Source organism: Micromonospora sp. DT178, assembly GCF_049841695.1.
Classification (GTDB): domain Bacteria; phylum Actinomycetota; class Actinomycetes; order Mycobacteriales; family Micromonosporaceae; genus Micromonospora.
Map to the genome: position 1 here is coordinate 117,016 of NZ_JBNCKV010000006.1, position 25,240 is coordinate 142,255.

Consider the following 25,240-nt stretch of genomic DNA (forward strand, 5'->3'; position numbering starts at 1 on the left):
ATGTTGGGTATCAAACGCCTCGGCCTGCTGGCCGCGCTGGTGCTGGTGGGGATCGCGCCGGCCGCGGCGGCACAGGCCGCGGTGCAGCCGTCACAGCAGGACACCCAGTACCTGCAGGCCGTGCACCAGGTCAATCTGTTCGAGATCACCGCGGGTGACCTGGCCCAGCAGAAGGGCCAGAGCCAGGGGGTCAAGGACCTCGGTGCCCGGTTCAAGACGGACCACACGCAGCTCGACCAGACGGTGCAGCAGACCGCGTCCCAGCTGGGCGTGGAGCTGCCGAGCGAGCCCACGGCGGATCAGCAGTCCGTCATCGACCAGCTGAACAACGCCAGCGGCGAGGAGTTCGACCGGCTCTGGGTGACCAGCGAGTTGGCCGGCCACGTCCAGGCCATCCAGGCCACCCAGACGGAGATCTCGCAGGGCTCCGAACAGTCGGTGGTCCAGCTGGCCCAGACCGCCCTGCCGACCCTGCAGGCGCACTACGACGCGCTGGTGCAGCTGGCGGAGCAGCTGGGCATCCCGGTGCCGCAGGCCAGCGCCAGCGGCACCCCGAGCCCGGGCGGCACGACGCCGGCTCCGGGTGGCACCACCGAGACCCCGGCTCCGGGCGGCACCACCGAGTCGCCGGCTCCGGGTGGCACCTTCGAGACGCCCGCTCCCACGCAGAGCTGACGTCCGCGCCACGACGGCCGGTCCATCCCCAGGGGTGGGCCGGCCGTCCGGCGTCCCCGGCGGGCCGCGCCGCCCGGCCGCCGCCCGCACCGCTGCGCCGGTGGCGGCCCCCGGCGACCGCGTCAGTCGGCGTTCGCGAGGCCGATCGCGAACGCCTCCTCCAGATCGTGCTGGGAGTACGCCCGGAAGGCGATGTGCGACTCGGTGTTGAGCACCCCCGGAACCTTGGAGATGCTGCCGGCGATCACCTGGGCGATCTGCTCGAACTCCCGGACCCGGACCATCGCGATCAGGTCGACGTGGCCGGCCACCGAGTAGACCTCGCTGACGCCGGGCAGGTTGGCCAGGTTCTCGGCCACCTCGGGGATCGAGTCGGTGGCGCAGTCGATCAGCACGATCGCGGTGATCACGGGGAATTTCTCCGTTCGTCGGCGTCGTCGCCCATGCTAGATGTTTCCCCGGCCCGGGGACGGTGGTGTGGCGGGGACGGTGAGGGCGGTGCCGGCGCGTACGGCGTCGCGCAGGTGCTCGCCGGGGCCGACGGTGGCGCCGGGCCAGACGACCGCCCGCTCCACCTCGCCGTGGACGACGGCGCCCGCGCCGACCACCGCCGAGCGGCAGCGGCCGGTCACCGTGGCCGTGGGGTCCACCAGGTTGCCGCCGCCGGCCGCGTGCAGGTTGGCCGCCAGGTAGTCGGCCGGCGTGCCGGTGTCGTAGAACGTGCCGTGGTACGGCACGACGGTCAGCGCGCCGGCCGCCTCCGCCGGGCGCCAGAGCGCCCGGACGAGGTCGCCGAACCCGAGCGGCAGCTCCCGCACCAGCCGCCACGGCAGCAGCGAGAAGCCGGTGAACACGTGGCCGTCGAAGGTGCCCGGCGCCGCCGGGTCGGCGGCGGGCTGGCCGAGCAGGCGTACGGAGTCGCCGTCCCAGTCGCGCAGCAGCGCGGCGATGTCGGGGCCCGGGGGTCGTGCCGGGTCGGCGAGGTAGGCGTCGGCGTTGCCGACGAGGACCCCGCGCCCGGCGATCCACTCCCGCAGGTTCGCCACCCCGCCGGCGGTGCCGAGCGGGTCGCCCGGCTCCACCGAGAGGTGGGCGCGGTCCCCGACGTGCGCGACGACCTGGTCGCCGAGGTAACAGGCGTTGACGGCCACCCGATCGGGCCCGACCAGGCCGAGCCCGGCCAGCCGGTCCAGCGCCCGGTCGAGCAGCGGCACGTTGCCCACCGGGCAGAGCGCCTTGGGCAGCCGCTCGGTCAGCGGCCGCAGCCGGGTGCCCTCGCCGGCGGCGAGCACCACCGCGCAGAGCCCGGCCCCGCCGGCGGTCGGCGTCGTGCCGCGGCCGGTGTGGGCGGCACCGGCCCCGCCGTCGGCGGCGCGGCCGGGGTTCACGGCTTCGTGTCCGACACCGGTGGCGGGAACTGCCCGGCCAGCGGCCCGATGTCGTAGTACGCGAGCAGCCGGGCCGTCGGCCAGGTCAGCTTGGGCAGGTCGTCCAGCGGGTGCCAGGCGGCCTCGTAGACCTCGGCGCCGTCGACCTCCAGCTCGGTGGTCGACGCCGGCACCTCGGCGGTGAACACGACGTCCACCCAGCCCTTGGCGTGCACCACGGCGTTCGGGACGGCGGGGCTCAGCTGCCGGGGCGAGAGCCGGATGCCGGACTCCTCGTGCAGCTCCCGGGCGGCGCCCACCACCGGCGCCTCGCCCTTCTGCAACAGGCCGGCGGGCAGGCCCCAGCCCTTGCCGGGCGGCTGGCGCAGCAGCAGCAGCCGGCCCGCGCCCTCGGCCTCGCTGTCCCGGACCAGGGTGACCGCGCCGACGATGTACTTCGGCACGGCCAGCCGGACCAGTCGGCGGCGTACCGGCAACGGCAGCCGGTAGAAGACCTGGTAGGCGATGGCCCGGCCGGTGGCGCGCGAGCGGGGGATCATGCGTCCAGGCTAGTGGCCGCGAGGAACGTTCGGACCACCCGGGCCCGGAGCGGTCACTGCCGGTGGTCCACCAGGTCGATGAGCTGGCGTACGACCGTGTCCGGTTCGATCACCCGGTCGAACACCGCGACCAGCAGCGTCTCCAGGTCGGGGTAGCCCAGTTCCTCCGACAGCCGCAGCAGCGGCAGGTCGCTGGCGAGGCCCCGGTCGTGCTTGCGCAGGGCCAGCCCGATGGTGGCCCGGCCGAGACGGACCTTGTCGGTGATGGAGATGCCGGGCTCGGTGTGCTCGGCGAACCAGCGGCTGATCTGCATCTGCGCCTGCGGCGACTTGACGAAGCCGAGCCACTCCCGGCGGGGGCCACGCGGGGCGACGTCGGCGTCGAAGCCGTTCGCCGCGTTGGTCTCGGTGAAGATCTCCACCACGTCGCCCTCGTCCAGTTCGGAGGAGAGGGGGGCCAGCCGGCCGTTGATCCGCGCCGCGAGGCAGTGGTCGCCCCGCTCGGTGCCCAACTCGTACGCGAGGTCCACCGGGGTCGACCCGGCGGGCAGGACGACCTGTCGCCCGTCGGCGAAGACCTGGACCTGCGCCTCGGCGAGGTCGCAGCGCAGCGATTCGAGGAACTGGGCCGGGTCGGCCGTGTCCTGCTCCCAGTCGAGCACCCGGCGCAGCCAGTCGAGCTGCTCCGCCCGGCCCGTGGCCGTGCCGCCGCCGGAGCGCGGGAAGCGGAAGTCGGCGGCGACGCCGTACTCCGCCGAGCGGTGCATCTCCTCGGTGCGGATCAGCACCTCCACGGTGCGGTTTTTGGGCCCGCAGACGCTGGTGTGCAGGGAACGGTAGAGGTTGTTCTTGGGGGAGGCGATGAAGTCCTTGAACCGGCCGGGAACCGGCCGCCACAGGCCGTGGATCGCGCCGAGCGCCGCGTAGCAGTCGGTCGCCGGGCCGTCCACCACGATCGCGATGCGGGGCAGGTCGAAGGGGGCGCTGTGGCCACCGGCCACGGTGTCCTTCCAGATCGAGTAGAGGTGCCGGGGGCGGGGGGTCACCGCCGCGTCCACCCGGCTGCGGCGCAGGGCCGACTTCGCCCGGGCGACCACCTCGTCGAGGTACGCGTCCCAGCCCGGCCGGTCGTGCACGTGCCGGGCGATCCGGGCGTGCTCGTCGGGCTCCAGGTGCAGCAGCACCACGTCGTCGAGTTCGCGCTTGAGCGTCTGGATGCCGAGCCGGTCGCAGAGCGGGACCAGCACCTCCTGCGTCTTGCGGGCGATGCGCTCCCGGGACGCCGCGGACCGGACGCCCAGGGTGCGCATGTTGTGCAGCCGGTCGGCCAACTTGATGATCAGGACCCGGACGTCCTTGCCGGCCGCGATGATCATCTTGCGGATCGTCTCGGCCTCGGCGGCCTTGCCGTAGAAGGCCTTGTCGAACTTGGTCACCCCGTCGACCAGGTGCGCCACCTCCGGCCCGAAGTCCTCGGCGAGCGCCTGGAGGGTGTAGCGGGTGTCCTCCACGGTGTCGTGCAGCAGCGCGGCGACCAGCGTGATGGCGTCCATGCCGATCTCGGCGCAGATCTGGGCCACGGCCAGCGGGTGCGTGATGTAGGGCTCGCCGCTCTTGCGGAACTGCCCGCGGTGCATGTTCTCCGCGATGGTGTAGGCCCGGCGCAGCACGGAGGGCTCGGTGCCGGGGTGGATCGTCCGGTGGGTCCGGACGAGTTGGCTGACCGGGTCGGTGTCGGCGGTGGGCCAGCTCAGCAGCGCGCGCAGCCGGCGGGCCAGCGGCAGCTCGCCCGGTTGGGTCGGAAGGGCGCCCCCCAGGGCGGCGCCGCGTCCGGCGTCGACGTCCACGTGGGACACCTCCTCACCCCGGCTCCACGGCCGCCGACACCCGGCAACCGGGAGCAGGCCCACGAAACGGGCAGGACTGCACTTCTCTAACAGCCTAAGGGAGTGGAGGTAGTCCGATCGGTCACTTGGTCATGGGCGTTCGGTCGAGCTTTGGTGGGACGCGGCGTTCTCGGCCTTGCGCAGCAGGTCGCGGAAGCGGGCCGCGCCGGCCACCGGGGACGCCCAACCGGACGACATCTCCACCAGCCTGGTCTCCGGTCGCTCCAACCAGGACAGGATGCGTTCGCTCTCCTCGGCCGAGGCGCGCGGGACCGGGCCGTGGCCGGGCAGGACGGTCTCGGCGGTCGCCCGGATCGCGGCGATCGTCGGTCGGGGATGGACACCGGGCGGTGAGACCCCCGCCCCGGCCAACCGGCCGTGCCGCACCAGCGCCAGCTCCCAGCCGCCGTTCGCCGCCGGACGCGCGGCGGCCAGCTCGGCGATCCCGGTCAGCGCCGTCAGCCGTTGCATCCGCACGGTCGCCCGCAGCACCGCCGCCAGCCGGGACCGGGCGACCGCCGCCTCCTCGTAGCGCCGGGCGTCCGAGAGCGTGTCGATCCGGGCGAGCAGGGCGTCGACCACCGGCCCGGGGTCGCTGGCGGTGGCGGTGCGGAACGGCGCGACCGCGCGGGCGTCGTACTCCTCAGGGGAGATCCGGTGCTCGCAGGGCGCCGGGCAGCGACCCAGCTCGGCCAGCGCGCAGGCCGGCGTGACCGTGCGCAGCGAGAGCCGGTGGGTGCACTGGCGCAGCGGCACGGCGTCGTGGAAACCGGCGGCGGCCAGCTCCGCCGCCCGACGGGAGCTGAACGGCCCGAGGTAGGCGGCGTCGCCGGGGGAGATGGCCCGGACCACCGACAGCCGGGGGTACGGCCCGTCGGTCAGCTTCAGCCAGAGCACCCGCTCCGGAAACTTCGACCGCCGGTTGTACGGCGGGGCGTGCGCCCCGATCAGCCGCAGCTCCCGGACCTCCGCCTCCAGCGAGTGGGCGCACTCCACCGCCTCCACCCGCTCCGCCGCGGCGAGCATCTCGGAGATGCGGGCCCGCTTCTCCGCCGCCGTGAAGTAGCTGCGCACCCGGGTGGCGATGTCGCCGGAGGTGCCGACGTAGAGCGGCCGGTCGTCGGCGGCCCGGAAGATGTAGACCCCCGGCGCCTTCGGCAGCCCCTCGGCCAGGTGTCGCTTGCGCCGCTGGGTGGGGGTGACCGCCCGGGCGAACTCGATGGCGTCGCCGACGGTGTCGACCCGGTGCCCGCCCAGGCGGGCGATCAGCCCGTGCAGCACGTCGACGGTGGCCTTGGCGTCGTCGAGGGCCCGGTGGGTCGGCTGGGTGGCGGTGCGGAAGTAGGCCGCGAGGGTGCCGAGCTTGCGGTTGGGCACCTCGTCGCGGGTGAGCACCCGGCGGGCCAGCGCGGCGGTGTCGAGCACCCGCGGGTTGGGCCAGCGGTAGCCGTGCTTCGCGCACGCGGCCTTGAGGAAGCCCACGTCGTAGGGGGCGTTGTGGGCGACCAGCACGGCGTCGGTGATGAACTCCAGGAAGCTCGGCAGCACCTGCTCGATCGGCGGGGCCGGCACCAGCATGGCCTGGGTGATGCCGGTGAGCACGGTGATGAACGGGGGGATGGGCACGCCGGGGTTGACCAGGGTGGCCAGCACGCCCAGCTCCTCGCCGCCGCGCACCTTGACCGCGCCGATCTCGGTGATCCCGCCGCCGTCCGGCGCGCCGCCGGTGGTCTCCAGGTCGACCACCACGAACGTCGTCGCGTACAGCGGCAGCGCCGGGTCGATCCCGCCCGCGCCGGGGTCGAAACCGGCCAGCGGCTCCTGGACGTACTCGGTCTGTGCCATCGGCGGCACGCTAACGGTCCGGTCCGACACTCCCGTCCCAACGGCATCAGACGTCACCACCGGTCTAGGATGAGAGATCGGCTCACTCACCGGGCGGTGGGCCCGGTAGCGGTGGGAGACTTGCCACATGCCCCTCACCGAGCCGCACGGCGACCACCTCCCGCAGGAGGACCCGGTCGACGCTGCGCGCGACGCCGGTGGGGGCGCCCCCGACGAGACCGCCCCGTCCGGGGCCGCCGCGCCGGCGGCGTCGGCTCCGGCGGCCGGGTCCGAGGAATCCGGGCCCGGGGCCGAGGCTGGGGAGTCCGGGCCCGGGGCCGAGGCGGCCGGGCCCGAGGGGCCCGAGGCTGAGGCCGCTGGGCCTGAGGAGTCCGGGCCCGAGGCGTCCGAGCCTGCCGCGTCCGGGCCCGAGGAGTCCGAGGGCGAGGCGGCGGCGCCCGAGCCGGAGCCCGTGCTGCCCGAGCCGGTCCGGCAGCGCATCGTGGCGCTCACCGCGACGGTGCTGCCCGGGCTGCCCGCCGACGAGGTGCCGGTGCCGCTGCGCCGGGTCGCCAAGTTCGCCCCCAACCGCCGGGCGCGGCTCGGCGCCCCGGCCATCGCCGCCCAGCTCACCGCGGACCCGCTGTTCCGCCAGCGGGTCACCGCCCGGGTCCTCGCCGACACCGGCGACCTGGGCGCCGCCGTGCTGGAGGGCACCGCGCCGGCCGCCGCCGACCCGGTCGAGGTGGCCGCGCTGGCCTACCTGGCCCGCCCCCGGGGCTGGCGGGAGCTGATCGAGGCCAGCGGCGCGGCGGTCCGCGCCGAGGCCGACAGCGCGGTGGTCGCCGAGCTGGTCCGCGAGGCCGAGCAGCGGGCCACCCGCGCCGAGCACGACCGGGCGGTGGCCCGGGTCGAGGCGGAGAAGCTCCGCGACGAGCTGGCCCGGGTCCGCGAGGAGCTCGGCCAGCTGCGCGAGGAGAGCCGGCAGCTGACCCGGTCGCTGCGCGAGACGCAGGCCCGCGAACGCAAGGCCAGCGAACTGCTCGCCACCGAGCGGGGTCGGGCCACCCGCGCGGCGGCGGACGTCGACGCCGAGCTGCGCCGGGTCCGGGCCCGGCTGGCCGAGGCCGAGGCGGCGGCGGGGGTCGCCCGGGCCAGCGCCAAGGAGGCCCGCTCGGTCGACGACGCCCGGCTCTGGCTGCTGCTGGAGACCATCGGGCAGGCCGCGGTCGGGCTGCGCCGCGAGCTGGCGCTCGACCCGGTCGACAAGCTGCCCGCGGATTTCGTCGCCGACGCCTTCGCCGACCAGACCGCCGCCCCGGCGGCCGGCGCCGCGACGCGCGCCCGGGACACCGACGACCCGGCCCGCCTCGACCAGCTGCTCGCCCTGCCGAGGGCGCACCTCGTCGTCGACGGCTACAACGTGACCAAGCGCGGCTTCGGCGAGATGTCCCTGGAGCAGCAGCGCAAGCGGCTGATCACCGGCCTGGGCGGGATCGCCGCGCAGACCGGCGACGAGGTCACGGTGGTCTTCGACGGCGCCGAACGGATGCACGGGCTGCCGCCGGCGCCGCGCGGCGTACGGGTGCTCTTCTCCCGCAAGGGGGAGACCGCCGACGAGCTGATCCGGCGCCTGGTCCGCGCCGAGCCGCCGGGACGGCCGGTGGTGGTGGTCTCCTCCGACCGCGAGGTCGCCGACGGCGTACGCCGGCACGGGGCGTACCCGCTCGGCGCCGACTCCCTGCTGCGCCGCCTGGCCCGCTCCTGATCCGGGCTGCTTGATCGCTTTCGGGCCGTCCGCGACCGCTTGTCCCTTTTCTGTCGTACCCCGCGCCTACCGTCGTGGTGACCGACGGTGCTCGGGTGGCGACGGTGACGCCGCGCCCGGTCGCCGCAGCGCATCAGGAGGCGAGATGCTCATCGACTGCGCGGGGTGCGGTATCCGGGGCGACGGCTGCGCCGACTGCCTGGTGACCGCCCTGCTCGACGATTCGTCCCCGGCCGCCGGGCTGGACGGCGCGGAGGCCCGGGCGATCGAGGTGTTCGCCCGAGCCGGGTTCGAGGTGGAGGTGCTGCCCGCCCCCCGGCCGGCCGGGCGGCCCACCAGACGCCGGCGCGTCGCGTGACGGGCCGCGGCGACGCCCGCTCCCCGGGGCCGATGGCGCGGGAAACGGGCGTCGGGGGATGACGGTCAGCGGGACAGGCCCCGGTTGAACAGCTTCTTCGCCCAGAGATAGCGACGCTCCTGGAGACCCGCCCCAGCGCGACCGAGCGCCAGGTGAAGGTGATCGGTGACGCCAGGAGGGTGGGATTGGCCGCCGGGGTCGCAGCGCGCCGGGCCGCCCGGGCGGCGGCGCGGCGGCCGTCGCGGCGGGCAATAGGATGGGCGGTCACGGCGGAGGGAGCGGCGGCATGACGCGGGTACGGATGCGCACTGCTCGCGACGGCGCGGCGCCAGGACGGCCGCGGTGACCCCGCGCGGCTGGGCCCTGCTCACCCTCGCCGGGCTGACCCTCGCCCTCCTCGTCGCGGCGGCGCTGCTGATCCCCTGGCACCGGCCGCCGGCCCCCCGGGCCGACCAACTCGCCGCGCTGGGCGACCTTCCCGCCGAGCAGGTGGCCCGCAGCCGGGAGTTCCGGTCCGCGCTGCGCCCCGCCGGCTGGGTCGCGATCGCGATCGGCCTGCTCGTGGCCCTGCTGCTCGGCCTGACCCCGCTGGGCAGCCGGCTCGTCGAACTGGCCGGGCGCCCGTTCGGCGACCACTGGGCCGCCCAGGCCGTCCTCGGCGGGCTCGCCGTGGTGCTCGTCGCCGACCTGGTGACCCTTCCGTTCGCCGCCTGGCGGCAGGCCGTGCTCACTCGCTACGGACTGAGCACCAACGGCTGGAGCGGCTGGGCCGTCGACCTGCTCAAGTCGTACGCGGTCAGCGCGGTGATCGGCGCGGTGGCGCTGCTCGGCTTCTACACCGTCATCCGGCTGTCGCCGCGCTGGTGGTGGGCGTTCGGCGCGGCCGGTGCGGCGACCCTGGTGGTGCTGCTCTCCTTCGTGCTGCCGGTGCTCGTGGAGCCGGTCTTCAACCGGTTCACCCCGATGGAGCAGGGCCCGCTGCGCACCCAGCTGATGCAGCTGGCGGACCGCGACGGCGTCCCGGTGCGCGACGTGCTGGTCGCCGACGCCTCGCGCCGCACCCGGGCGGTCAACGCGTACGTCTCCGGGCTCGGGCCGACGCGGCGGGTGGTTGTCTACGACACGCTGCTGCGCGAGGCGACGCCGGCCGAGGTGACCGCCGTCGTGGCCCACGAACTGGGGCACGCCAGGGACCGGGACGTCGCGGTCGGCACGCTGACCGGGGCGCTGGGCGCCGCCGCCGCGGTGGTCGCGCTCTACCTGCTCGGCTCCTCCGGCCCGCTGCTGCGGCTGGCCGGCGTCGACTCGGTCGCCCAGCCGCGCGCGTTCCCCCTGCTGGTCGCCCTGGTGACGGTGGCCGGGCTGGTCTCCGCGCCGGCGCAGGCGCTGATGTCACGGCGGGTGGAGGCGCGCGCCGACGCGCACGCGCTCGCCCTGACCGGCGACCCGGCCGCGTTCGAGGCGATGCAGCGGCGGCTCGCCGGCATCAACCTCGCCGACCCCGATCCACCACGCTGGGAGTACCTCTACTCCGCCACGCACCCGTCCACGGTCGAGCGGATGGCCGCCGCCCGCGCCCACGCCAGGGAGGCCGGCCGATGAGCCGTACGCTGTTGATCACCAACGACTTCCCGCCCCGTCCCGGCGGGATCCAGTCCTTCGTGCACAACCTCGCGGTGCGCCAGCCCGCCGGGTCGGTGGTCGTCTACGCCTCGACGTGGCGGGGCGCGGAGAAGTTCGACGCCGACCAGCCGTTCGAGGTGGTCCGGGACCGCACCCGGGTGCTGCTGCCCACGCCGCTCGTGGCCCGCCGGGCCGCCCGCCTGGCGCGCGCGTACGACTGCGACACGGTGTGGTTCGGCGCGGCGGCCCCCCTCGGGCTGCTCGCCGCGGGCCTGCGCCGCCGGACGGGCATCCGTCGGGCGGTGGCGCAGACCCACGGGCACGAGGTCGGCTGGGCCGCGCTGCCGGCCGCCCGGGCCGCGTTGCGGCGGATCGGGCGCGGCGTCGACGTGACGACCTACCTGGGCGAGTACACCCGGGTGCGGCTGGAGCGGGCGCTGCACGGGGTGACCGAGCTGCACCGGCTCGCCCCCGGGGTCGACGTGGACGCCTACCACCCGTCGGTCGACGGCGAACCGGTCCGGCTCCGGCTCGGGCTGGCCGACCGCCCGGTGGTGGTCTGCGTGTCCCGGCTGGTGCCGCGCAAGGGGCAGGACATGCTGATCCGGGCGATGCCCGAGATCCGTCGCCGGGTGCCCGACGCCGCGCTCCTCGTGGTCGGGGGCGGGCCCTACCGGGCCACGTTGGAGAAGCTGGCCCGCCAGACGGGCGTCGATCGCGACGTGGTCTTCACCGGCTCGGTGCCGTCGGCGGAGCTGCCGGCCCACTACGCCGCCGGCGACGTCTACGCCATGCCCTGCCGCACCCGCAACCGGGGTCTCGACGTCGAGGGGCTCGGGATCGTCTACCTGGAGGCCTCCGCGACCGGCCTGCCGGTGGTCGCGGGCGACTCCGGCGGCGCGCCGGACGCGGTCCGCGAGGGCGAGACCGGGTTCGTGGTCCGTGGCCGGGACGTCGCCCAGCTCGCCGACCGGGTGGCCACGCTGCTCGCCGACCGGGACCTGGCCCGCCAGTTCGGCGCGGCCGGTCGCGCGTGGGTGGAACGGGAGTGGCGCTGGGAGGCGCAGGCGCAGCGGATGGCCGCCCTGCTCGCCGGCTGACGGCGCCGACGCCGTGGTCGTGGTGGTTTCCGGCAGTGGGGCGGCGCGTCAGCGCAGGCGGGCCAGGACGCGCTCGGCGGAGTCCGGGCGGCCGAAGTGCCAGCCCTGGCCGGCGTCGCAGCCGATCGCCCGCAGCCGCTCCGCCTGCCCGGCGGTCTCCACGCCCTCGGCGGTGACGGTCAGGTCCAGCGCGTGGGCCAGCGAGACGAGCGAGGCGAGGATCCGCTCGTCGGCCCGGGCCTCCGGTGCCCGCAGCCCGGCCACGAACTGCCCGGCCACCTTCAGCTCGGTCACCGGCAGGTCCCGCAGGTAGGCCAGGTTGCAGTAGCCGGTGCCGAAGTCGTCGATGGCGATCCGGACGCCCAGGTCGGCGAGCACCCGCAGCGCCCGGACCGGCTCCTCGGCGGTGCTCATCATGGTGCTCTCGGTGATCTCCAGCTGGAGCCGCTCCGGCGACAGCCCGGTGTGCCGCAGCAGCGCGCGTACCTCCTGGACGAGACCGGCGCGGCGCACCTGCCGTACGGCCAGGTTGACGCTGACGAACGGGGCAGGCCCGGTGTCGACGGCCCAGCTCTCGGCCTGCCGGCACGCCTCGGCCAGCACCCAGCCGCCGAGCGGGACGATCAGCCCGGTCTCCTCGGCCAGCCCGATGAAGCTGTCTGGCCGCAGGACGCCCAGCTGCGGGTGCCGCCAGCGCACCAGGGCCTCCATGCCGAGCACCCGGCCGTCGCGCAGCGACGTCAGCGGCTGGAAGTCGAGGTAGAACTCGCCCCGCTCCAGCGCCGCGGGGATGGCCGCGGAGAGCGCGTAGCGGGCCAGGTCCTGGCGGTCCCGGTCGGCGTCGTAGAGCGCCCAGCGGTCACCGCCGGCGGCCTTCGCCCAGTGCAGCGTGCTGTCGGCCGCCCGCATCAGGTCACCGGGGGAGGTGCCGGCGACCTCCCGCTCGACGATGCCGATGCTCGCCGAGACGCTCAGCTCGTGCCCGTCCACGAGCACCGGCTCGCGTACCGCCGCGAGTGCGGCCTCGGCCACGGCGACGGCGTCGTCGGTGCCGGTGGTGCCCTCGACCAGGACGACGAACTCGTCCCCGCCCAGCCGGGCGACCAGGTGCCCGTCGAGGGCCCGGCGGAGCCGGTCCGCCACGGCCACCAGCAGCCCGTCGCCGACCTGGTGCCCGTGCGAGTCGTTGACCACCTTGAACCGGTCGAGGTCGAGGAAGCACACGCCGAGGCGCGCCGCGCCCCCCGTGGGCGAGTCGATGGCCGCGCGGAGGCGCTCCGTCAACAGCGTGCGGTTGGGCAGGTCGGTCAGCGGGTCGTGGGTGGCCTGGTGGCGGAAGCGTGCCTCACTGCTGCGCAGTGCCCGCTCGGCCTCCGCCCGGGCGGTCATCGCGGCCCGGCGGATCGTCTCCTGCTCGTCCAGCGTCCGGTCCCGCAGCGCGCGGGCGTACCCGGTGGTCACGGCGGCCAGCAGCCGGGCCAGCCGGTCCTCGACCTCCTCCTCCACCAGCCCGAGGTCGCGGGCCAGCCGGAGCTGGACGACCTCGACCGTGCGGCCCAGCGCTTCGGCCGAGGCGATGTGGGCGGCCACCAGTTCGGTGCCCACCCGGTGCCCGACCCGCAGGTCGATCGGCTCGGCCAGCAGCGCCGCCGCGAGTTCCTCGGTGAGGCGTTGCAGCAGCGCCTCGAGCTGGGCCTGGGTCATCGGCAGGTAGCTGGTGCCGGAGACGGCCTTGGCCCACGCCCGGGCGAAGGTCCCGGGGCGGGACGGGTGCCCCACGGTGGTGCCGGTCGGGGCGACCGCGGTGGCCCCGGGCGGCTCACCCACCGAGTCGCCCGACGCCGCCGATGAAGGCCGCCCGCTCGGCGTCCTCGGCGCTGTCGGGGGACTCCGGGCGCCACTGCGGCACCCAGACCACGCCGGGGTCGACCAGCTCGAAGCCGTCGAAGAGGGCGGTCAGTTCGCCACGGCTGCGGATCCACAGCGGATTGTCGGTCCGCCGGTAGACCCGCTCGGCGTCGGCTCGCTCGTCGTCGCCACGGCCGTCGCCGCTGGCCTGCGAGAGCACCAGGTAGCTGCCCGGCGCCAGCGCCTCGCGCAGCGTCCGCAGTAGCTCGGCCGGCCGGTCGTCGTCCGGCACGAAGTGCAGCACCGCCACGATCATCACGGCGATCGGCTGGTCGAAGTCGAGCAGCCGGCGGACGTCGGGGTGGGCGACGATGCGTTCGGGACGGCGCAGGTCCTCCTGCACCACGACGGCGCGGTCGTTGCCCTCCAGGATCTCCCGGCTGTGGGCCACCGCCACCGGGTCCACGTCGACGTAGACCACCCGGGCGTCGGGGGCGTCGCGCTGGGCGATCTCGTGCACGTTGCCGACGGTCGGGATGCCCGAGCCGACGTCCAGGAACTGCCGGACGCCGGCGTCGAGGAGGAACTGCACCGCGCGGCGGAGGAACGCCCGGTTCGCCTGTGCCATCAGCGGGGCCTCCGGCACCGCCGCCACCATCGCCTGGGCCGCCGCCCGGTCGACCGCGAAGTTGTGCGAGCCGCCGAGGTAGTAGTCGTACATACGGGCCACGCTGGGGCGTTCGATGTCGATCTCGTCGGGTGCCCAGTCCGGCCGCTGCATGCGCTCACCCCTCCTGTCGGCGTGCGGGACACCGTTGCCCGCGCCGGTATTCTGCCGGTTGCCCGCCCGGGAGACCATAGCGCGCCGCGAACCCTTCGACGCCAACGCTCAAGGCGACGACGACGGGTCCGCGCCGCCTGTCGGCGGTCGCGGACCCGTCGGTGGTACGTCGGGCTCCCGGCGGGAGCGGGTCAGAACTTCGGGGCGTCCGGCGCCTCGAGCAGACCGAGCCGCAGCGCGGTCATCAGCGCCTGGGCGCGGTTGGCCGCGCCCAGCTTCTCGTAGAGCTTCGAGATGTGGGTCTTGGCCGTGGACTCGCTGACGAAGAGCTGCTTCGCGATGCCCGCCACGCTCATCCCGTCGGCGAGCAGCCGCAGCACCTGCCCCTCGCGGGGGGAGAGCTGCGGCCCGGACGGGGCCAGCCGGCGCTTCATCGCCTCGGCCAGGTCGGCGGCCGTGAAGGCGCTGGGGGAGGAGGCGGCGTGCCGGGCGGCGGCGACCACCTCGTCGGCGGGCGCGGTCTTGGGCACGAAGGCGCTGGCCCCGGCCTCCAGGGCGCCGAAGAGCTGGTCGTCGCCGGCGTACATGGTGAGCACGACGATGCCCATCGAGGCGCTCGACTTGCGCAGCGCCCGGGTGGCCTCCAGGCCGCTGCCGTCGGGCAGCCGCAGGTCCATGATCACCACGTCCGGCTGCAGCGCACCCGCCTGGCGTACCCCCTCCGCCGCCGTGGCGGCCTCCCCGACGACCTCGAACTGCCGGTCGCGCTCGAACGCGTGCCGCAGGCCCTTGCGGATCAGGTCGTGATCGTCGACAAGGAGGACCTTGGTACGGGTGGCCGGTGTCGGACTTGTGGTCATCCTCGGGTTACTCCCCTTCTACTGCCGCTGCGCTACCGCGCACGTTATCGCGCCGGGGCGAGGAGCCGAGCACCACCGCCACGGTCGTGCCGCTCGGTTGCCGCGGCCTGATCTCCAACCGGCCCCGGATACGTTCCGCCCTCTCGGCCATGATCGCAAGACCGTAGTGCCCGTCGGAGCGCTGGTCAGCGATCCCCTGACCGTCATCCGACACTTCGATCTGCGCGTACGGCGGGTCGACCTCACAGGTGACCCAGAGATTCGACGCGCCCGCGTGCTTGCGCGCGTTGGTGACCGCCTCCTGGGCGATGCGCAGCAACTCGGCCTCGGTGGCGGCGGGCAGCCGCGCGGTGGACTCGTCCAGGGAAAGGTGGACCCGCAGCCCGCCGGAGGCGCCGACCGTGCGGGCGTACTCGGCGATCGCGGCGGCCAGGCCGCCGTGCCGGTCCACCTCGCTGCGCAGCTCGAAGAGGCTCAGCCGCAGTTCGGTGATGACCCGGGTCACCTCGCCGCGCAGCGTGCGCAGCGCTTCGGCGGTCTCCTGCGGGTCCTCGTCGACGTACGCCAGGGCGTTGTCGATCCCGTAGCCGACCATCACCAGTTCCTGCGCCACCCCGTCGTGGATCTCCCGGGCCAGCCGCTGCCGTTCCTCGTTGGTGGCCAGCGAGCGGACCTCGTCGAAGAGCAGCGCCGCCTCCAGCCGCAGCGCGGCCGGGCGGGTCAGCCCGGTCACCCGGGACACCACGCCGGGCGGGTACGCCTGCGCCGCGTCCGCCTCCAGCACCACCAGCCCGACGGTGCGCACCCCGGCCACCAGCGGCACGATCAGGGCGGACACGTCGCCGCCGCGGTGCGACCGGGCCTGCGACCGGGCCGCGGTGTGCGGCTGCTGGCTGGCCCACGCGTCGGCGATGGCCGAGTCCGCGTCCAGCGTCGTCTCCCAGTCGACCCGTTCCACGCCCACCTGGGCGAGCACCACCAGCCGGCCGCCGCCGCTGGCCGACAGCACGGCCGCCCGGTCCGCCCGGGCCACCGTGCGCAGCTCCTCCAGCAGGTGCTCGGAGATGCCGCCCGGGTCCAGGGTGGCCCCGGGCAGCTGCCGGGCCACGGTGCGCAGCTGGGTGAGCAGCCGGGTCGCCTCGGCGTACGGCTGGGGCTTGCCCTCGTTGCGGACCTGCATGACCCGGTGCAGGCCGCTGGCGGCGGCGAGGCCGAGCCCGGCCAGGATCAGCCACTGGGCGCAGACCACCAGGTAGCCGAGCTCGCCGATCTGCCGCTCGCCGTCGACCTCGGTGAGGGCACCCGCCACCAGCAGGGTGGCCGCGGCGACGGCCAGCAGGGCGACGCCCTCGCGGAACCGGCGGCGCAGCGCGGTGACGGTCACCGGAACCGCCAGGTAGGGCAGCACCGCCGAGGCGCCCAGCCCGCCGGCGTCCACGCCCAGGGTGGCCACGGCGGCGACCTGACTCGCGGCCAGCCCCAGCACCAGCACCTCGGCCACCCGGCTGAGCGGGCCGACCGGCCGGTGCTCGGGCGCCAGCAGGGCGGGCAGCCCGGCGACCGCCAGCAGGGCGATCCACCAGAGCTGGCCGGGGTCGTGCGTGGCGTACAGGGTCAGGACGGCGACGAGCGCCAGCATGACCACGCGCGCGGCGGCGGCGAGGGGATGCGGCTGGGGCCGGGAGGGCGTCGAGGCGGGCACGTGACGGATGGTAGTCAGCCCCGGTAGATGTCGGCGATCTCCGCCGCGTACGACTTGTGCACCACCTGCCGCTTGACCTTCAGCGACGGGGTCAGCTCGCCCGTCGCCTCGGTGAAGTCGTGGGGCAGGATCCGGAACACCTTGATCGCCTCGGCCTTGGAGACCGCCTGGTTCGCGGCGTCGACGGCGCCCTGGATCTCGGCGCGCAGCCCCTCGTGGTCGCGCAGCTTCTCGACGGGGGTGTCCTCGGGCAGGCCGGCCGAGGCGAGCCAGCGCGGCAGCGCCTCCTCGTCGAGGGTGACCAGCGCGGCGATGAACGGCGCGCGGTCACCGACCACCACGCACTGGCTGACCAGGGGGTGGGCCCGGACCTGGTCCTCCAGCACGGCCGGGGCGACGTTCTTGCCGCCGGCCGTCACGATGATCTCCTTCTTGCGGCCGGTGATGCTCAGGAAGCCGTCGTCGTCGAGCTGGCCCAGGTCGCCGGTGCGGAACCAGCCGTCCGCGCTGAGCGCCTCGGCGGTCGCCTCGTCGTTGCGCCAGTAGCCCTGGAAGATCAGGTCGCCGGCGATCAGGATCTCGCCGTCGTCGTCGATGCGGATGGTGACCCCCGGCAGCGGCCGGCCGACCGAGCCGATCCGGGTGGCGTCGGGCAGGTTCGCGGCGGCGGCGGGGGAGGTCTCGGTCAGGCCGTAGCCCTCGCACACGTTCACGCCGATGCCGCGGAAGAAGTGGCCCAGCCGCGCGCCGAGCGGGGCGCCGCCGGAGATGGCGTCCCGGCACCGGCCGCCGAGCGCCGCCCGCAGCTTGCGGTAGACCAGCTTGTCGAAGAGCGCGTGCTGGGCGCGCAGCGCCAGGCCGGGGCCGCCGGAGGTCTCCAGCGCCTCGCTGTACGCGATGGCGACCCGCTCCGCGCGGGCGAAGATCGTGCCCTTGCCGTCGGCCTCGGCCTTCTGCTTGGCGCCGTTGTAGACCTTCTCGAACACCCGGGGGACCGAGAGCACGAAGGTGGGGCGGAACTCCTGCAACTCGCCGACCAGGTTCTTGGGATCGGCGCAGTGCCGCATCGTGGCCCGCGCCTGCACCACGCCGATCTGGATGAGCCGGGCGAAGGCGTGCGCCAGCGGGAGGAAGAGCAGGGTCGAGGCGCCCGGCCGGAACAGGTTCGGCAGCACCGGCACCGCGTTGGCGATGTCGGCGTACATGTTGCGGTGGGTCAGCACGCAGCCCTTGGGGCGGCCGGTGGTGCCGCTGGTGTAGATGATGGTGGCGAGGTCGTCGGCGCGGACGGCGGCCCGCCGCCGGTCGATCTCCGTCGGGTCGACCGCCTCGCCGGCCCGGACCAGCTCGGCCACGGCGTCGAGGTCGATCTGCCAGACGTGACGCAGGTCGGGCAGCCGGTCCCGGACGCCGGCGACCAGGGTGGCGTGGGCGTTGCTCTCCACCACGCAGGCCACCGCGCCGGAGTCGGACAGGATCCAGGCGGCCTGGTCGGCGCTGGAGGTCTCGTAGATCGGTACGGTGACCGCGCCGGCCGCCCAGATCGCGTAGTCCAGCAGGGTCCACTCGTAGCGGGTGCGGCTCATCAGGCCGACCCGGTCGCCGGGCTGGACGCCGGCCGCGACCAGGCCCCTGGCCGCCGCGACGACCTCGTCGCGGAACTGCCGGCAGGTGACGTCGGACCAGGTGCCCCCCGCGCCGGTGGGGCGGACGAACTGGACCGTGTCCGGGGCGACCTCGGCGTTGTCCCAGACCGGGTCGGTGAGGTTGGCCGCGTCGCCGACGGTGACGATCGGCGGGACGGAGAACTCGCGCACCTGCACTCCCTCGTGCTCACTGGCCGGGCCGGCCGCCACCACGGGTCGGCTCTGTCGAAACCTACCCGCCCGGGTGACCGGGGCGAAAAGGCAGGTCGCCCAGGCTGCCCGCGGGTCGCCGCCGGACGCTTCGATCCGGCGTGCCCGGGGGCGGCGCGGCGTGGGCGCCGCCGGTGCCGGGTAGCCTCCCCCCATGGCGGACACCTCCACCCAGTCGATCATCATCGGCGCGTCACCGGATCGGGTGGCGGCGGTCATCTGCGACTTCCCGAGCTACCCGGAGTGGACCGAGGCGATGCGGCGGGTGGAGGTGATCGAGGAGTACGAGGACGGCTACGCCAGCCAGGTCCGCTTCACCATCGACGCCGGCGTGCTGGCCGACGAGTACGTGCTGGCCTACGAGTACGCCGAGGACCTCTCCCGGATCGAGTGGCACCTGGTGGCGCCCTCGAAGATGCAGAAGTTCCAGCGCGGCTCGTACGACCTGGACGGCAACCCGGACGGCAGCACGACGGTGACCTACACCCTGGAGGTCGAGCTCTCCGTCGGGATGCTCGGCATGTTCCGCCGCAAGGCCGAAAAAATGATCATGGATACCGCGTTGAAGCAGCTCAAGCGCCGGGTAGAAGCATCCGGTGCGGCGCAGTGACGCGTCCGGTGGCACGGTAGGGGAGCCGACCATGGGTGCAACGGATCCGGGTTCGGCCCGGGAAGAGGCCGAACGTCTGGTCGCCACGGCGCTGGCCGCCGCCCGGCTGGCCGCGGCCGGTTCGAAGGGCGGGCAGTGGGGTCCGCTCGGTGGGATCGTGTCGAGTGTCCTCGGTCACAGCGGTGGCCCGGGTGGCTCGGCCGGGCAGCCCGCGGGCGGTTTCGCCACCGGCGCGGCAGAGTGCTGCGTCTGCCCGGTCTGTCGGGGGATCGCCGCCCTGCGCGACCCGAGTCCCGAATTCGCCGAGCGCCTCGCCACCGGCGCCGGCGACCTGGCCGCCGGGGTGGCCAGCCTGCTGCGCGCCTTCACCCCGCCCGAGCCCTCCGCCGACGCCCCCTCGGGGCCGGCGGGCACCCCCGGGCCGGGTGGCGCGGACGACCACGTGTGGCGCGAGGCCACCCGTAGCGGGCATGATTCTCAGCCGGCACCGGAGCGGGACGTCTGGTCCGCCGCCACGCGGGCGGAGGACGAGGCCGCCCCGGCCGCCGTACCGCCCGTCGACGTCGCCGGGCAGGCCGCCGCGGTGACCGTCCGGACGTCCACCGACGGGCCCGTGGTCCCCGCGTCCCGGGCACCGGGGGACGAGGGCGAGCAACCCCCGGGCGACGGGGCCTGACCAACGCACATCCCGACCGCGCGCCGGCCGTCCGCCGGCGCCGGTGCGGGCAGCACAGCAGAGGGGAGTGGCAGCGGTGACGCTGACCATCGGAGTCGACGTCGGTGGCACGAAGGTGGCCGGTGGTGTCGTGGACGCCGCCGGCACGGTCCTCGTGCAGGCCCGACGGGACACCCCCGCCGACGACGTCGCCAAGACCCGTGACGTCATCACCGAACTGGTCCGCGAGCTGGCCTCCGGGCACGCCATCGAAGCGGTCGGCATCGGCGCGGCCGGCTGGATCGACGCCAGCCGCTCGACCGTGCTGTTCGCCCCGAACCTGGCGTGGCGGGACGAGCCGCTGCGCGACTACGTCAGCGCCGCCACCGGCCTGCCGGTGATCGTGGAGAACGACGGCAACGTGGCGGCCTGGGCGGAGTTCCGCCACGGCGCGGCCCGCGACGCAGACGACTCGATGGTCATGTTCACCATCGGCACCGGCGTCGGCGGCGGCATCGTGCTCAACGGGGAACTGCTGCGGGGCGCCAACGGCATCGCCGCCGAGCTGGGCCACATGCTGACGGTGCCGGACGGCCACCAGTGCGGCTGCGGCCGGCTCGGCTGCATCGAGCAGTACGCCAGCGGCAGCGCCCTGGTGCGGTTCGCCCGCGCCGCCGCCCGGCAGGAGCCGCACCGCGCCACCGGCCTGCTGGAACTGGCCGACGGCGAGGCCGAGGCGGTCACCGGACCCATGGTCACCGCCGCCGCGCAGGCCGGCGACCCGGTCTCCACCGAGGCGTTCGCGCAGGTCGGCCGGTGGCTCGGCACCAGCCTCGCCGACATGGCGCAGATCCTCGACCCGCAGGTGCTCGTCGTCGGCGGTGGGGTGATCGACGCCGGGGACCTGCTGCTCGGCCCGACCCGCCGGTCGTTCGCCGACGCCCTGGCCCAGCGCAGCCGCCTCCCGGTCGCCGAGATCCGCCCGGCCGAACTGGGCAACACCGCCGGCGTCATCGGCGCCGCCGACCTGGCCCGCCGGATCTGAGGCGGTGGCCGTGACGCAGAGCCCGGGCGTGCCGCTGCGCGTCGTGTCGTACAACATCCACAGCCAGCGGGACGACACGGCCGCGCTGGCCGCGGTGGTCCGCGACGCCAGGCCGGACGTGGTGATCGTGCAGGAGGGGCCGCGCCGGTTCCGGTGGCGGCAGAAGTCCGCGGCGCTGGCGGAGTCCTTCGGCCTGGTGGTGGCCGCCGGCGGGCTGCCCGCGCTGGGCAACCTGCTGCTGACCAGCCTGCGGGTGCGGGTGGTGGCCGACCGCTGCCAGCGCTTCCCGCTCACCCCCGGCCGGCACCTGCGCGGCGCCGCGTACGCCGAGTGCGTGGTCGCCGGCGCGGCCCGGTTCACCCTGGCCGGGTCGCACCTGTCCACCGACCCGGCCGAGCGGCCCGCGCAGGCCGCGCTGTTCAAGCGCGAGTTGGACGCCGCCACCACGCCGGTGGTCGCCGCGGCCGACCTGAACGAGGGGCCGGACGGGCCGGCCTGGGCCACCGTGGCGCGCGGGCTGACCGACGCCGCCGTGGCGATGGACCGGGCCGACCGGCTCACCTACTCCTGCACGAACCCGCGGCGGCGCATCGACGCCCTCTTCGTCGATCCCCGGATCACGGTGGTCGACTACGACGTGGTGGACACCCCGCAGACCCGCCGCGCCAGCGACCATTTCCCTGTCCTGGTCGACCTGCTGCTGCCGGCCGCCGACTGACCCTCCGGCGCGGCCGGGGCTGGACAACCCGCTCCGTAGTGGAGAGGATGCTGCGCGACCCGGCACTCGTGCCGCACAAAAGGAGATCCCGGTGTCCACCTCCACCGACCACGGCCGGCCCGACCCGGAGGCGAGCACTCTCGCCCTGACCCGCGACGGCCGGCCGGTCTCCGACCGGGGCGACACCGTCTGCGTCGTCGGCGCGGGGGCCAGCGGTCTCACGGCCATCAAGAACCTGAAGGAACACGGCTTCGGCGTCGACTGCTACGAGCGGGAGACGGGCGTCGGCGGCGCCTGGAACTGGCGGCACGACCGCAGCCCGGTGTACGCGAGCACGCACCTGATCTCGTCGCGGCCGTTCACCCAGTTCCCCGACTTCCCGATGCCGGACGACTGGCCGGACTACCCGCACCACAGCCGGCTGCTGTCGTACTTCGAGCGGTACGCCGACCACTTCGACCTGCGCGGGCACATCTGGTTCGGCACCGAGGTCGTCCGGGTGGAGCCCGTGGCCGGCGACCGCTGGGACGTGACCACCCGCAGCACCGGCGGCTACGGCCCGGAACGCACCTCCCGCTACGCGGCCGTCGTGGTCGCCAACGGCCACAACTGGTCGCCGAAGCTGCCCCGCTACGAGGGGCTGGAGGAGTTCCGGGGCGAGGTCATGCACGCCTCGTCCTACAAGGACCCGGCGCAGCTGCGCGGCAAGCGGGTGCTGGTGATGGGCGCCGGCAACACCGGCTGCGACATCGCCGTCGAGGCCGCCCAGCAGGCGTCGCGCTGCTGGCACTCGACCCGCCGGGGCTACTGGTACGCCCCGAAGTACGTCCTCGGCCGCCCCGCCGACCAGGTCAACGACGCGCTGCTGGCGCTGCGCGTGCCGCTGCGGGTGCGGCAGTGGCTCTACCACTGGACGCTGCGGCTGACCGTCGGCGACCTGACCCGCTTCGGCCTGCCGAAGCCCGACCACCGGGTCTACGAGACGCACCCGATCGCCAACAGCCAGCTCGTCTACTACGTGGGCCACGGCGGGATCGCGCCGGTGCCGGACGTCGTCCGCTTCCACCCGTACGCCGTCGAGCTCTCCGACGGCCGGGAGATCGACCCGGACCTGGTCGTCTTCGCCACCGGGTACCTGCCGCGCTTCGAGTTCCTCGACCCGAAGGTGCTCGGCGACGACGCGGGGGAGGGCCGCCCGAAGCTCTGGCTGAACGCCTTCGTCCCCGGCCGCCCCACGCTGGCCGTGGCCGGGCTGGTCCAGCCGGACTCGGGCATCTTCCCCCTGTCGCACTGGCAGTCGGTGCTCTTCGCCCGGCTGCTGCGGCTGCGCGTGACCCGTCCCGACCGGGCGGCCGCCTTCGCCGCCCGGGTGTCGGCGAAGGCGGGGGAGCGGTACGCCGGGCCCGTCAAGGACAGCAGCCGGCACTGGTTCGAGGTGGGCCACGCCGACTACCTGCGCGCCGTCCAGCGCGCGTTGGACAGCCTGGAGGACCGGTGAGCGCGAGGAGTGCAGCGCAGCGGAGCCCCGCAGTCGCGAACGAAAGGCCGGACCGGTGAGCGCGAGGAGTGCAGCGCAGCGGAGCCCCGCAGTCGCGAACGAAAGGCCGGAACAGTGAGTCACGTGCGGATCATGCGGGGGCGGGAGTGGGCCCGTCCGGTCCGCCCGGTCCGGCGTGAGGTGCTCGGCGCGGCCCCCGAGGTGGAACAGGGACGCCCGCCGCTGCTCTTCGTACCGGGCTTCGGGCACGGCGCCTGGGCGTTCGCCGAGCACTGGCTCGGCCACGCCGCGTCCCGGGGCTTCCCGGCGTACGCGCTGAGCCTGCGCGGGCACGGCGACAGCGGGCCGGCGCCGGAGGCGACGCTGCGGGCGTACGCCCACGACGTGACCCAGGTGGCGGCGGGCCTGCCGCGCCAGGCGGTGCTGGTGGGGCACGGCGCCGGGGCGCTCGTGGTGGCCCACGCGTTGGCCCGCTACCCGGCCCGGGCCGCGGTGCTGGTCGCGCCGGTGTTCGGCGGCTGGGCGACGTTCGGGACGGCGCTGCGCCGCAACCCGGTCGGCACGCTGCCGGCGGTGTTCGGCGGGCCGCTGCGGCTGCACCGCCGCCAGTTGTTCAGCCGGGAGCTGCCCGAGGCGGAGGCCCGCAGCTACGCGGGCCGGCTGGGGCGGGCCGGTCGGCGCGCCCAGTGGCAGCTGCTGACCGGGCGGGCCGCCGAGCCGGCGGTGGGCGACCCGCCGGTGCTCGTGCTGGGCAGCCCCGACGACCGGGTCGTCCCGGCGACGGCGCTGACCCGGGCGGCCCGGCGATACGGCTCCGCCCCGTTGCTCTTTCCCGGCATGGGCCACGACATGATGCTCGACGTGCGGTGGCGGGAGCCGGTCGACGCGATCCTGGACTGGCTGGAGAAGGACCCGGCGCCGACCGGCCGGCCCTGACCGACGCGGGCCGCGCCGCCGGCCTCAGCCGGCGGCGCCCAGCCGGGTCAGCAGCGAGCCGCTCTCGTCGAGGGCGGAGAGGTAGGAGCGGGCCCACGCCCGGATGTCGTGCCGGTGCAGGTGCGCCCGCATGGCCCGCATCCGCGCGCCGAGGTCGTCCGGGCCCGCCCGCAGCGCCGCGAGCAGCCCCTGCTTGAGCCCCTCCAGGTCGTGCGGGTTGACCAGGTACGCCTGCGGCAGCTCGGCGGCGGCGCCGGCGAACTCGCTGAGCAGCAGCGCGCCGGTGTCGTCGACGCGGGCGGCCACGTACTCCTTGGCGACGAGGTTCATCCCGTCGCGCAGCGGGGTCACCGCCATCACGTCGGCGACCCGGTAGAGCGCGGCCAGTTCGGCCCGGTCGAACGGCTGGGTCAGGTAGTGGATCGCCGGCTCGCCGACCCGGCCGTACTCGCCGTTGATCCGCCCGACCTCGCGTTCCACCCGTTCGCGGAGGATCTGGTACTGCCCGACCCGTTCCCGGCTGGGCACCGCCACCTGCACGAGCACGGTGTCGCGCACCTTGACGTGCCCGTTGGCGAGCAGCTCGCTGTACGCCTTGAGCCGCTGCTCGATGCCCTTGGTGTAGTCCATCCGGTCGACGCTGAGGATCACCTGGTCGGGACTGCCGAGGTCGCGGCGCAGCCGGGCGGCCCGGTCGGCCACGTCGGGCCGGGTGGCCAGCGCGGCCATCTCGACGGTGTCGATGGAGACGGGGAAGGCGCCGATCCGGACCACCCGGTCGTCGACGGCGATCCGCCGGTCGGTGGCGGGAACGTCCAGCACCTTCGCCACCAGCTGGGCGAAGTTGTGCGCGGCCTGGGAGCGCTGGAAGCCGATCAGGTCGGCGCCGAGCATCCCGCGCAGCAACTCGGCCCGGCGCGGGAGCTGCATGAACAGCTCGGGTGGCGGGAACGGCACGTGCAGGAAGAAGCCGATCCGCAGGTCCGGCCGCAGCTGCCGGAGCAGGCCGGGCACCAGTTGCAGGTGGTAGTCCTGCACCCACACCACCGCGCCGGGCTCGGCCATGTCGGCCGTGGCCTCGGCGAACCTCTGGTTGACCCGCTGGTACGCCTCCCACCAGCTGCGGTGATACTCCGGTTGCTCCACGGAGTCGTGGTAGAGCGGCCAGAGGGTGGCGTTGGCGAAGCCCTCGTAGTGGTCGCGCAGGTCTTCGGCGCTCAGCGGAACGGAGTGCATGCGGACGCCGTCCACGTCGGGCAGCGCCGGCGCCGGGCCGGTGCCGCCGGCCCACCCGACCCACGTCGCCGGGGTGTGCCGCAGGAGGGGATGGAGGGCGCTGACCAGGCCGCCGGGGCTGCGGCGCCATTCGCAGGCCCCGTCGGGCGCCACACTGTCGTCGATGGGCAGGCGGTTGGCCACCACCACGAGGGAACTCTGTCGCATCTCGGGCATTCCGATCAGCAGGGGAGCGACCGCCGCAGCGGAGGAACAACCGGGCAGTCAGCGAGGGATGTGACGGACAGCGGTATTCCTACTGACAGTAAGTTACACCAGTGTTGCGCCCCCGGCG

Annotated in this window: 22 protein-coding genes; 11 read left to right on the forward strand and 11 right to left on the reverse strand. The window is 74.9% G+C overall.

Translation table 11 applies throughout. The annotated features are described in order from the left end of the window. Positions 1 to 675, forward strand: a complete 675-nt coding sequence (locus tag ACLQ22_RS13505; RefSeq protein WP_425692564.1) for a DUF4142 domain-containing protein — start codon at positions 1 to 3, stop codon at positions 673 to 675. A 122-nt stretch (positions 676 to 797) separates the two neighbouring features. Here the strand turns inward: ACLQ22_RS13505 and ACLQ22_RS13510 are convergent, their stop codons facing one another. The 5 genes from ACLQ22_RS13510 to ACLQ22_RS13530 form a co-directional block, all read right to left on the reverse strand. Continuing rightward, positions 798 to 1,085, reverse strand: a complete 288-nt coding sequence (locus ACLQ22_RS13510; RefSeq protein ID WP_088999172.1) for an Lrp/AsnC family transcriptional regulator — start codon at positions 1,083 to 1,085, stop codon at positions 798 to 800. Between the two features lie 36 nt (positions 1,086 to 1,121). Further along, a complete protein-coding gene (locus ACLQ22_RS13515; RefSeq protein WP_425692770.1) occupies positions 1,122 to 1,970 on the reverse strand; it encodes a nucleotidyltransferase family protein in 849 nt (282 codons plus the stop codon). An 89-nt stretch (positions 1,971 to 2,059) separates the two neighbouring features. Then, positions 2,060 to 2,602, reverse strand: coding sequence for an NUDIX domain-containing protein (locus ACLQ22_RS13520; RefSeq protein WP_425692565.1), 543 nt, complete (start codon positions 2,600 to 2,602; stop codon positions 2,060 to 2,062). Between the two features lie 53 nt (positions 2,603 to 2,655). Further along, positions 2,656 to 4,449, reverse strand: coding sequence for a RelA/SpoT family protein (locus ACLQ22_RS13525; protein ID WP_425692771.1), 1,794 nt, complete (start codon positions 4,447 to 4,449; stop codon positions 2,656 to 2,658). A gap of 129 nt (positions 4,450 to 4,578) precedes the next feature. After that, on the reverse strand, positions 4,579 to 6,333 hold the full coding sequence (locus tag ACLQ22_RS13530; protein ID WP_425692566.1) for a DEDD exonuclease domain-containing protein: 1,755 nt from the start codon (positions 6,331 to 6,333) through the stop codon (positions 4,579 to 4,581). Between the two features lie 127 nt (positions 6,334 to 6,460). Here ACLQ22_RS13530 and ACLQ22_RS13535 point away from each other — a divergent pair, with 127 nt between their 5' ends. The 4 genes from ACLQ22_RS13535 (at position 6,461) to ACLQ22_RS13550 (ending at position 11,161) form a co-directional block, all read left to right on the forward strand. Then, positions 6,461 to 8,080 carry an NYN domain-containing protein gene (locus ACLQ22_RS13535; RefSeq protein WP_425692567.1) on the forward strand — a complete coding sequence of 540 codons (1,620 nt, stop codon included), beginning with the start codon at positions 6,461 to 6,463 and terminating at the stop codon, positions 8,078 to 8,080. A gap of 145 nt (positions 8,081 to 8,225) precedes the next feature. Beyond that, positions 8,226 to 8,438 carry a hypothetical protein gene (locus ACLQ22_RS13540; RefSeq protein ID WP_425692568.1) on the forward strand — a complete coding sequence of 71 codons (213 nt, stop codon included), beginning with the start codon at positions 8,226 to 8,228 and terminating at the stop codon, positions 8,436 to 8,438. Positions 8,439 to 8,780: 342 nt separating this feature from the next. After that, positions 8,781 to 10,040, forward strand: a complete 1,260-nt coding sequence (locus tag ACLQ22_RS13545; protein ID WP_425692569.1) for a M48 family metallopeptidase — start codon at positions 8,781 to 8,783, stop codon at positions 10,038 to 10,040. Continuing rightward, a complete protein-coding gene (locus ACLQ22_RS13550) occupies positions 10,037 to 11,161 on the forward strand; it encodes a glycosyltransferase family 4 protein (protein ID WP_121400486.1) in 1,125 nt (374 codons plus the stop codon). The genes ACLQ22_RS13545 and ACLQ22_RS13550 overlap by 4 nt, the downstream gene beginning before the upstream one ends. A 48-nt stretch (positions 11,162 to 11,209) precedes the next feature. On the opposite strand, the gene ACLQ22_RS13555 is transcribed toward ACLQ22_RS13550, so the two are convergent. From ACLQ22_RS13555 to ACLQ22_RS13575, 5 genes are all read right to left on the reverse strand, one after another. Next, positions 11,210 to 12,865, reverse strand: a complete 1,656-nt coding sequence (locus ACLQ22_RS13555; RefSeq protein WP_425692772.1) for a putative bifunctional diguanylate cyclase/phosphodiesterase — start codon at positions 12,863 to 12,865, stop codon at positions 11,210 to 11,212. Between the two features lie 115 nt (positions 12,866 to 12,980). Beyond that, positions 12,981 to 13,790, reverse strand: coding sequence for an SAM-dependent methyltransferase (locus tag ACLQ22_RS13560; protein ID WP_425692570.1), 810 nt, complete (start codon positions 13,788 to 13,790; stop codon positions 12,981 to 12,983). A gap of 191 nt (positions 13,791 to 13,981) precedes the next feature. Further along, positions 13,982 to 14,650, reverse strand: coding sequence for a response regulator transcription factor (locus ACLQ22_RS13565; protein WP_007072219.1), 669 nt, complete (start codon positions 14,648 to 14,650; stop codon positions 13,982 to 13,984). Positions 14,651 to 14,657: 7 nt separating this feature from the next. Beyond that, positions 14,658 to 16,352, reverse strand: a complete 1,695-nt coding sequence (locus ACLQ22_RS13570; RefSeq protein ID WP_425692571.1) for a GAF domain-containing sensor histidine kinase — start codon at positions 16,350 to 16,352, stop codon at positions 14,658 to 14,660. A gap of 14 nt (positions 16,353 to 16,366) precedes the next feature. Continuing rightward, on the reverse strand, positions 16,367 to 18,169 hold the full coding sequence (locus tag ACLQ22_RS13575) for an AMP-dependent synthetase/ligase (protein ID WP_425692572.1): 1,803 nt from the start codon (positions 18,167 to 18,169) through the stop codon (positions 16,367 to 16,369). Between the two features lie 193 nt (positions 18,170 to 18,362). On the opposite strand from ACLQ22_RS13575, the gene ACLQ22_RS13580 reads away from it, so the two are divergent. The 6 genes from ACLQ22_RS13580 to ACLQ22_RS13605 all read left to right on the forward strand — a co-directional run bounded on the left by ACLQ22_RS13580 (position 18,363) and on the right by ACLQ22_RS13605 (position 23,670). Then, positions 18,363 to 18,818: an SRPBCC family protein gene (locus ACLQ22_RS13580; RefSeq protein WP_366641998.1), complete on the forward strand. Its 456-nt coding sequence runs from the start codon at positions 18,363 to 18,365 to the stop codon at positions 18,816 to 18,818. A 31-nt stretch (positions 18,819 to 18,849) separates the two neighbouring features. Further along, positions 18,850 to 19,494 (forward strand): hypothetical protein, encoded by a 645-nt coding sequence (locus tag ACLQ22_RS13585; protein ID WP_425692573.1) that lies wholly within the window; start codon positions 18,850 to 18,852, stop codon positions 19,492 to 19,494. 76 nt (positions 19,495 to 19,570) lie between these two features. After that, positions 19,571 to 20,518 (forward strand): ROK family glucokinase, encoded by a 948-nt coding sequence (locus ACLQ22_RS13590; protein WP_425692574.1) that lies wholly within the window; start codon positions 19,571 to 19,573, stop codon positions 20,516 to 20,518. Positions 20,519 to 20,528: 10 nt separating this feature from the next. Next, the gene (locus ACLQ22_RS13595) at positions 20,529 to 21,236 is read left to right on the forward strand and encodes an endonuclease/exonuclease/phosphatase family protein (protein WP_370040661.1); all 708 of its coding nucleotides are present in this window, start codon (positions 20,529 to 20,531) and stop codon (positions 21,234 to 21,236) included. A 91-nt stretch (positions 21,237 to 21,327) separates the two neighbouring features. Then, entirely contained in the window at positions 21,328 to 22,734 is a 1,407-nt protein-coding gene (locus tag ACLQ22_RS13600; protein ID WP_425692575.1) for a flavin-containing monooxygenase, read from the forward strand. Between the two features lie 132 nt (positions 22,735 to 22,866). Further along, the gene (locus ACLQ22_RS13605) at positions 22,867 to 23,670 is read left to right on the forward strand and encodes an alpha/beta hydrolase (protein WP_425692773.1); all 804 of its coding nucleotides are present in this window, start codon (positions 22,867 to 22,869) and stop codon (positions 23,668 to 23,670) included. Between the two features lie 24 nt (positions 23,671 to 23,694). On the opposite strand, the gene ACLQ22_RS13610 is transcribed toward ACLQ22_RS13605, so the two are convergent. After that, positions 23,695 to 25,113: an alpha,alpha-trehalose-phosphate synthase (UDP-forming) gene (locus ACLQ22_RS13610; RefSeq protein WP_425692576.1), complete on the reverse strand. Its 1,419-nt coding sequence runs from the start codon at positions 25,111 to 25,113 to the stop codon at positions 23,695 to 23,697. Positions 25,114 to 25,240: the final 127 nt, after the last annotated feature.

Excerpts from the sequence above, each read along its gene's own strand:
- ACLQ22_RS13540 (WP_425692568.1), top strand. The coding sequence starts at position 8,226 with ATGCTCATCGACTGCGCGGGGTGCGGTATCCGGGGCGACGGCTGCGCC.
- ACLQ22_RS13505 (WP_425692564.1), top strand. The coding sequence starts at position 1 with ATGTTGGGTATCAAACGCCTCGGCCTGCTGGCCGCGCTGGTGCTGGTG.
- ACLQ22_RS13520 (WP_425692565.1), bottom strand. The coding sequence starts at position 2,602 with ATGATCCCCCGCTCGCGCGCCACCGGCCGGGCCATCGCCTACCAGGTC.
- ACLQ22_RS13605 (WP_425692773.1), top strand. The coding sequence starts at position 22,867 with ATGCGGGGGCGGGAGTGGGCCCGTCCGGTCCGCCCGGTCCGGCGTGAG.
- ACLQ22_RS13565 (WP_007072219.1), bottom strand. The coding sequence starts at position 14,650 with ATGACCACAAGTCCGACACCGGCCACCCGTACCAAGGTCCTCCTTGTC.
- ACLQ22_RS13530 (WP_425692566.1), bottom strand. The coding sequence starts at position 6,333 with ATGGCACAGACCGAGTACGTCCAGGAGCCGCTGGCCGGTTTCGACCCC.
- ACLQ22_RS13550 (WP_121400486.1), top strand. The coding sequence starts at position 10,037 with ATGAGCCGTACGCTGTTGATCACCAACGACTTCCCGCCCCGTCCCGGC.
- ACLQ22_RS13610 (WP_425692576.1), bottom strand. The coding sequence starts at position 25,113 with ATGCGACAGAGTTCCCTCGTGGTGGTGGCCAACCGCCTGCCCATCGAC.
- ACLQ22_RS13560 (WP_425692570.1), bottom strand. The coding sequence starts at position 13,790 with ATGCAGCGGCCGGACTGGGCACCCGACGAGATCGACATCGAACGCCCC.
- ACLQ22_RS13535 (WP_425692567.1), top strand. The coding sequence starts at position 6,461 with ATGCCCCTCACCGAGCCGCACGGCGACCACCTCCCGCAGGAGGACCCG.
- ACLQ22_RS13555 (WP_425692772.1), bottom strand. The coding sequence starts at position 12,865 with ATGACCCAGGCCCAGCTCGAGGCGCTGCTGCAACGCCTCACCGAGGAA.
- ACLQ22_RS13580 (WP_366641998.1), top strand. The coding sequence starts at position 18,363 with ATGGCGGACACCTCCACCCAGTCGATCATCATCGGCGCGTCACCGGAT.
- ACLQ22_RS13585 (WP_425692573.1), top strand. The coding sequence starts at position 18,850 with ATGGGTGCAACGGATCCGGGTTCGGCCCGGGAAGAGGCCGAACGTCTG.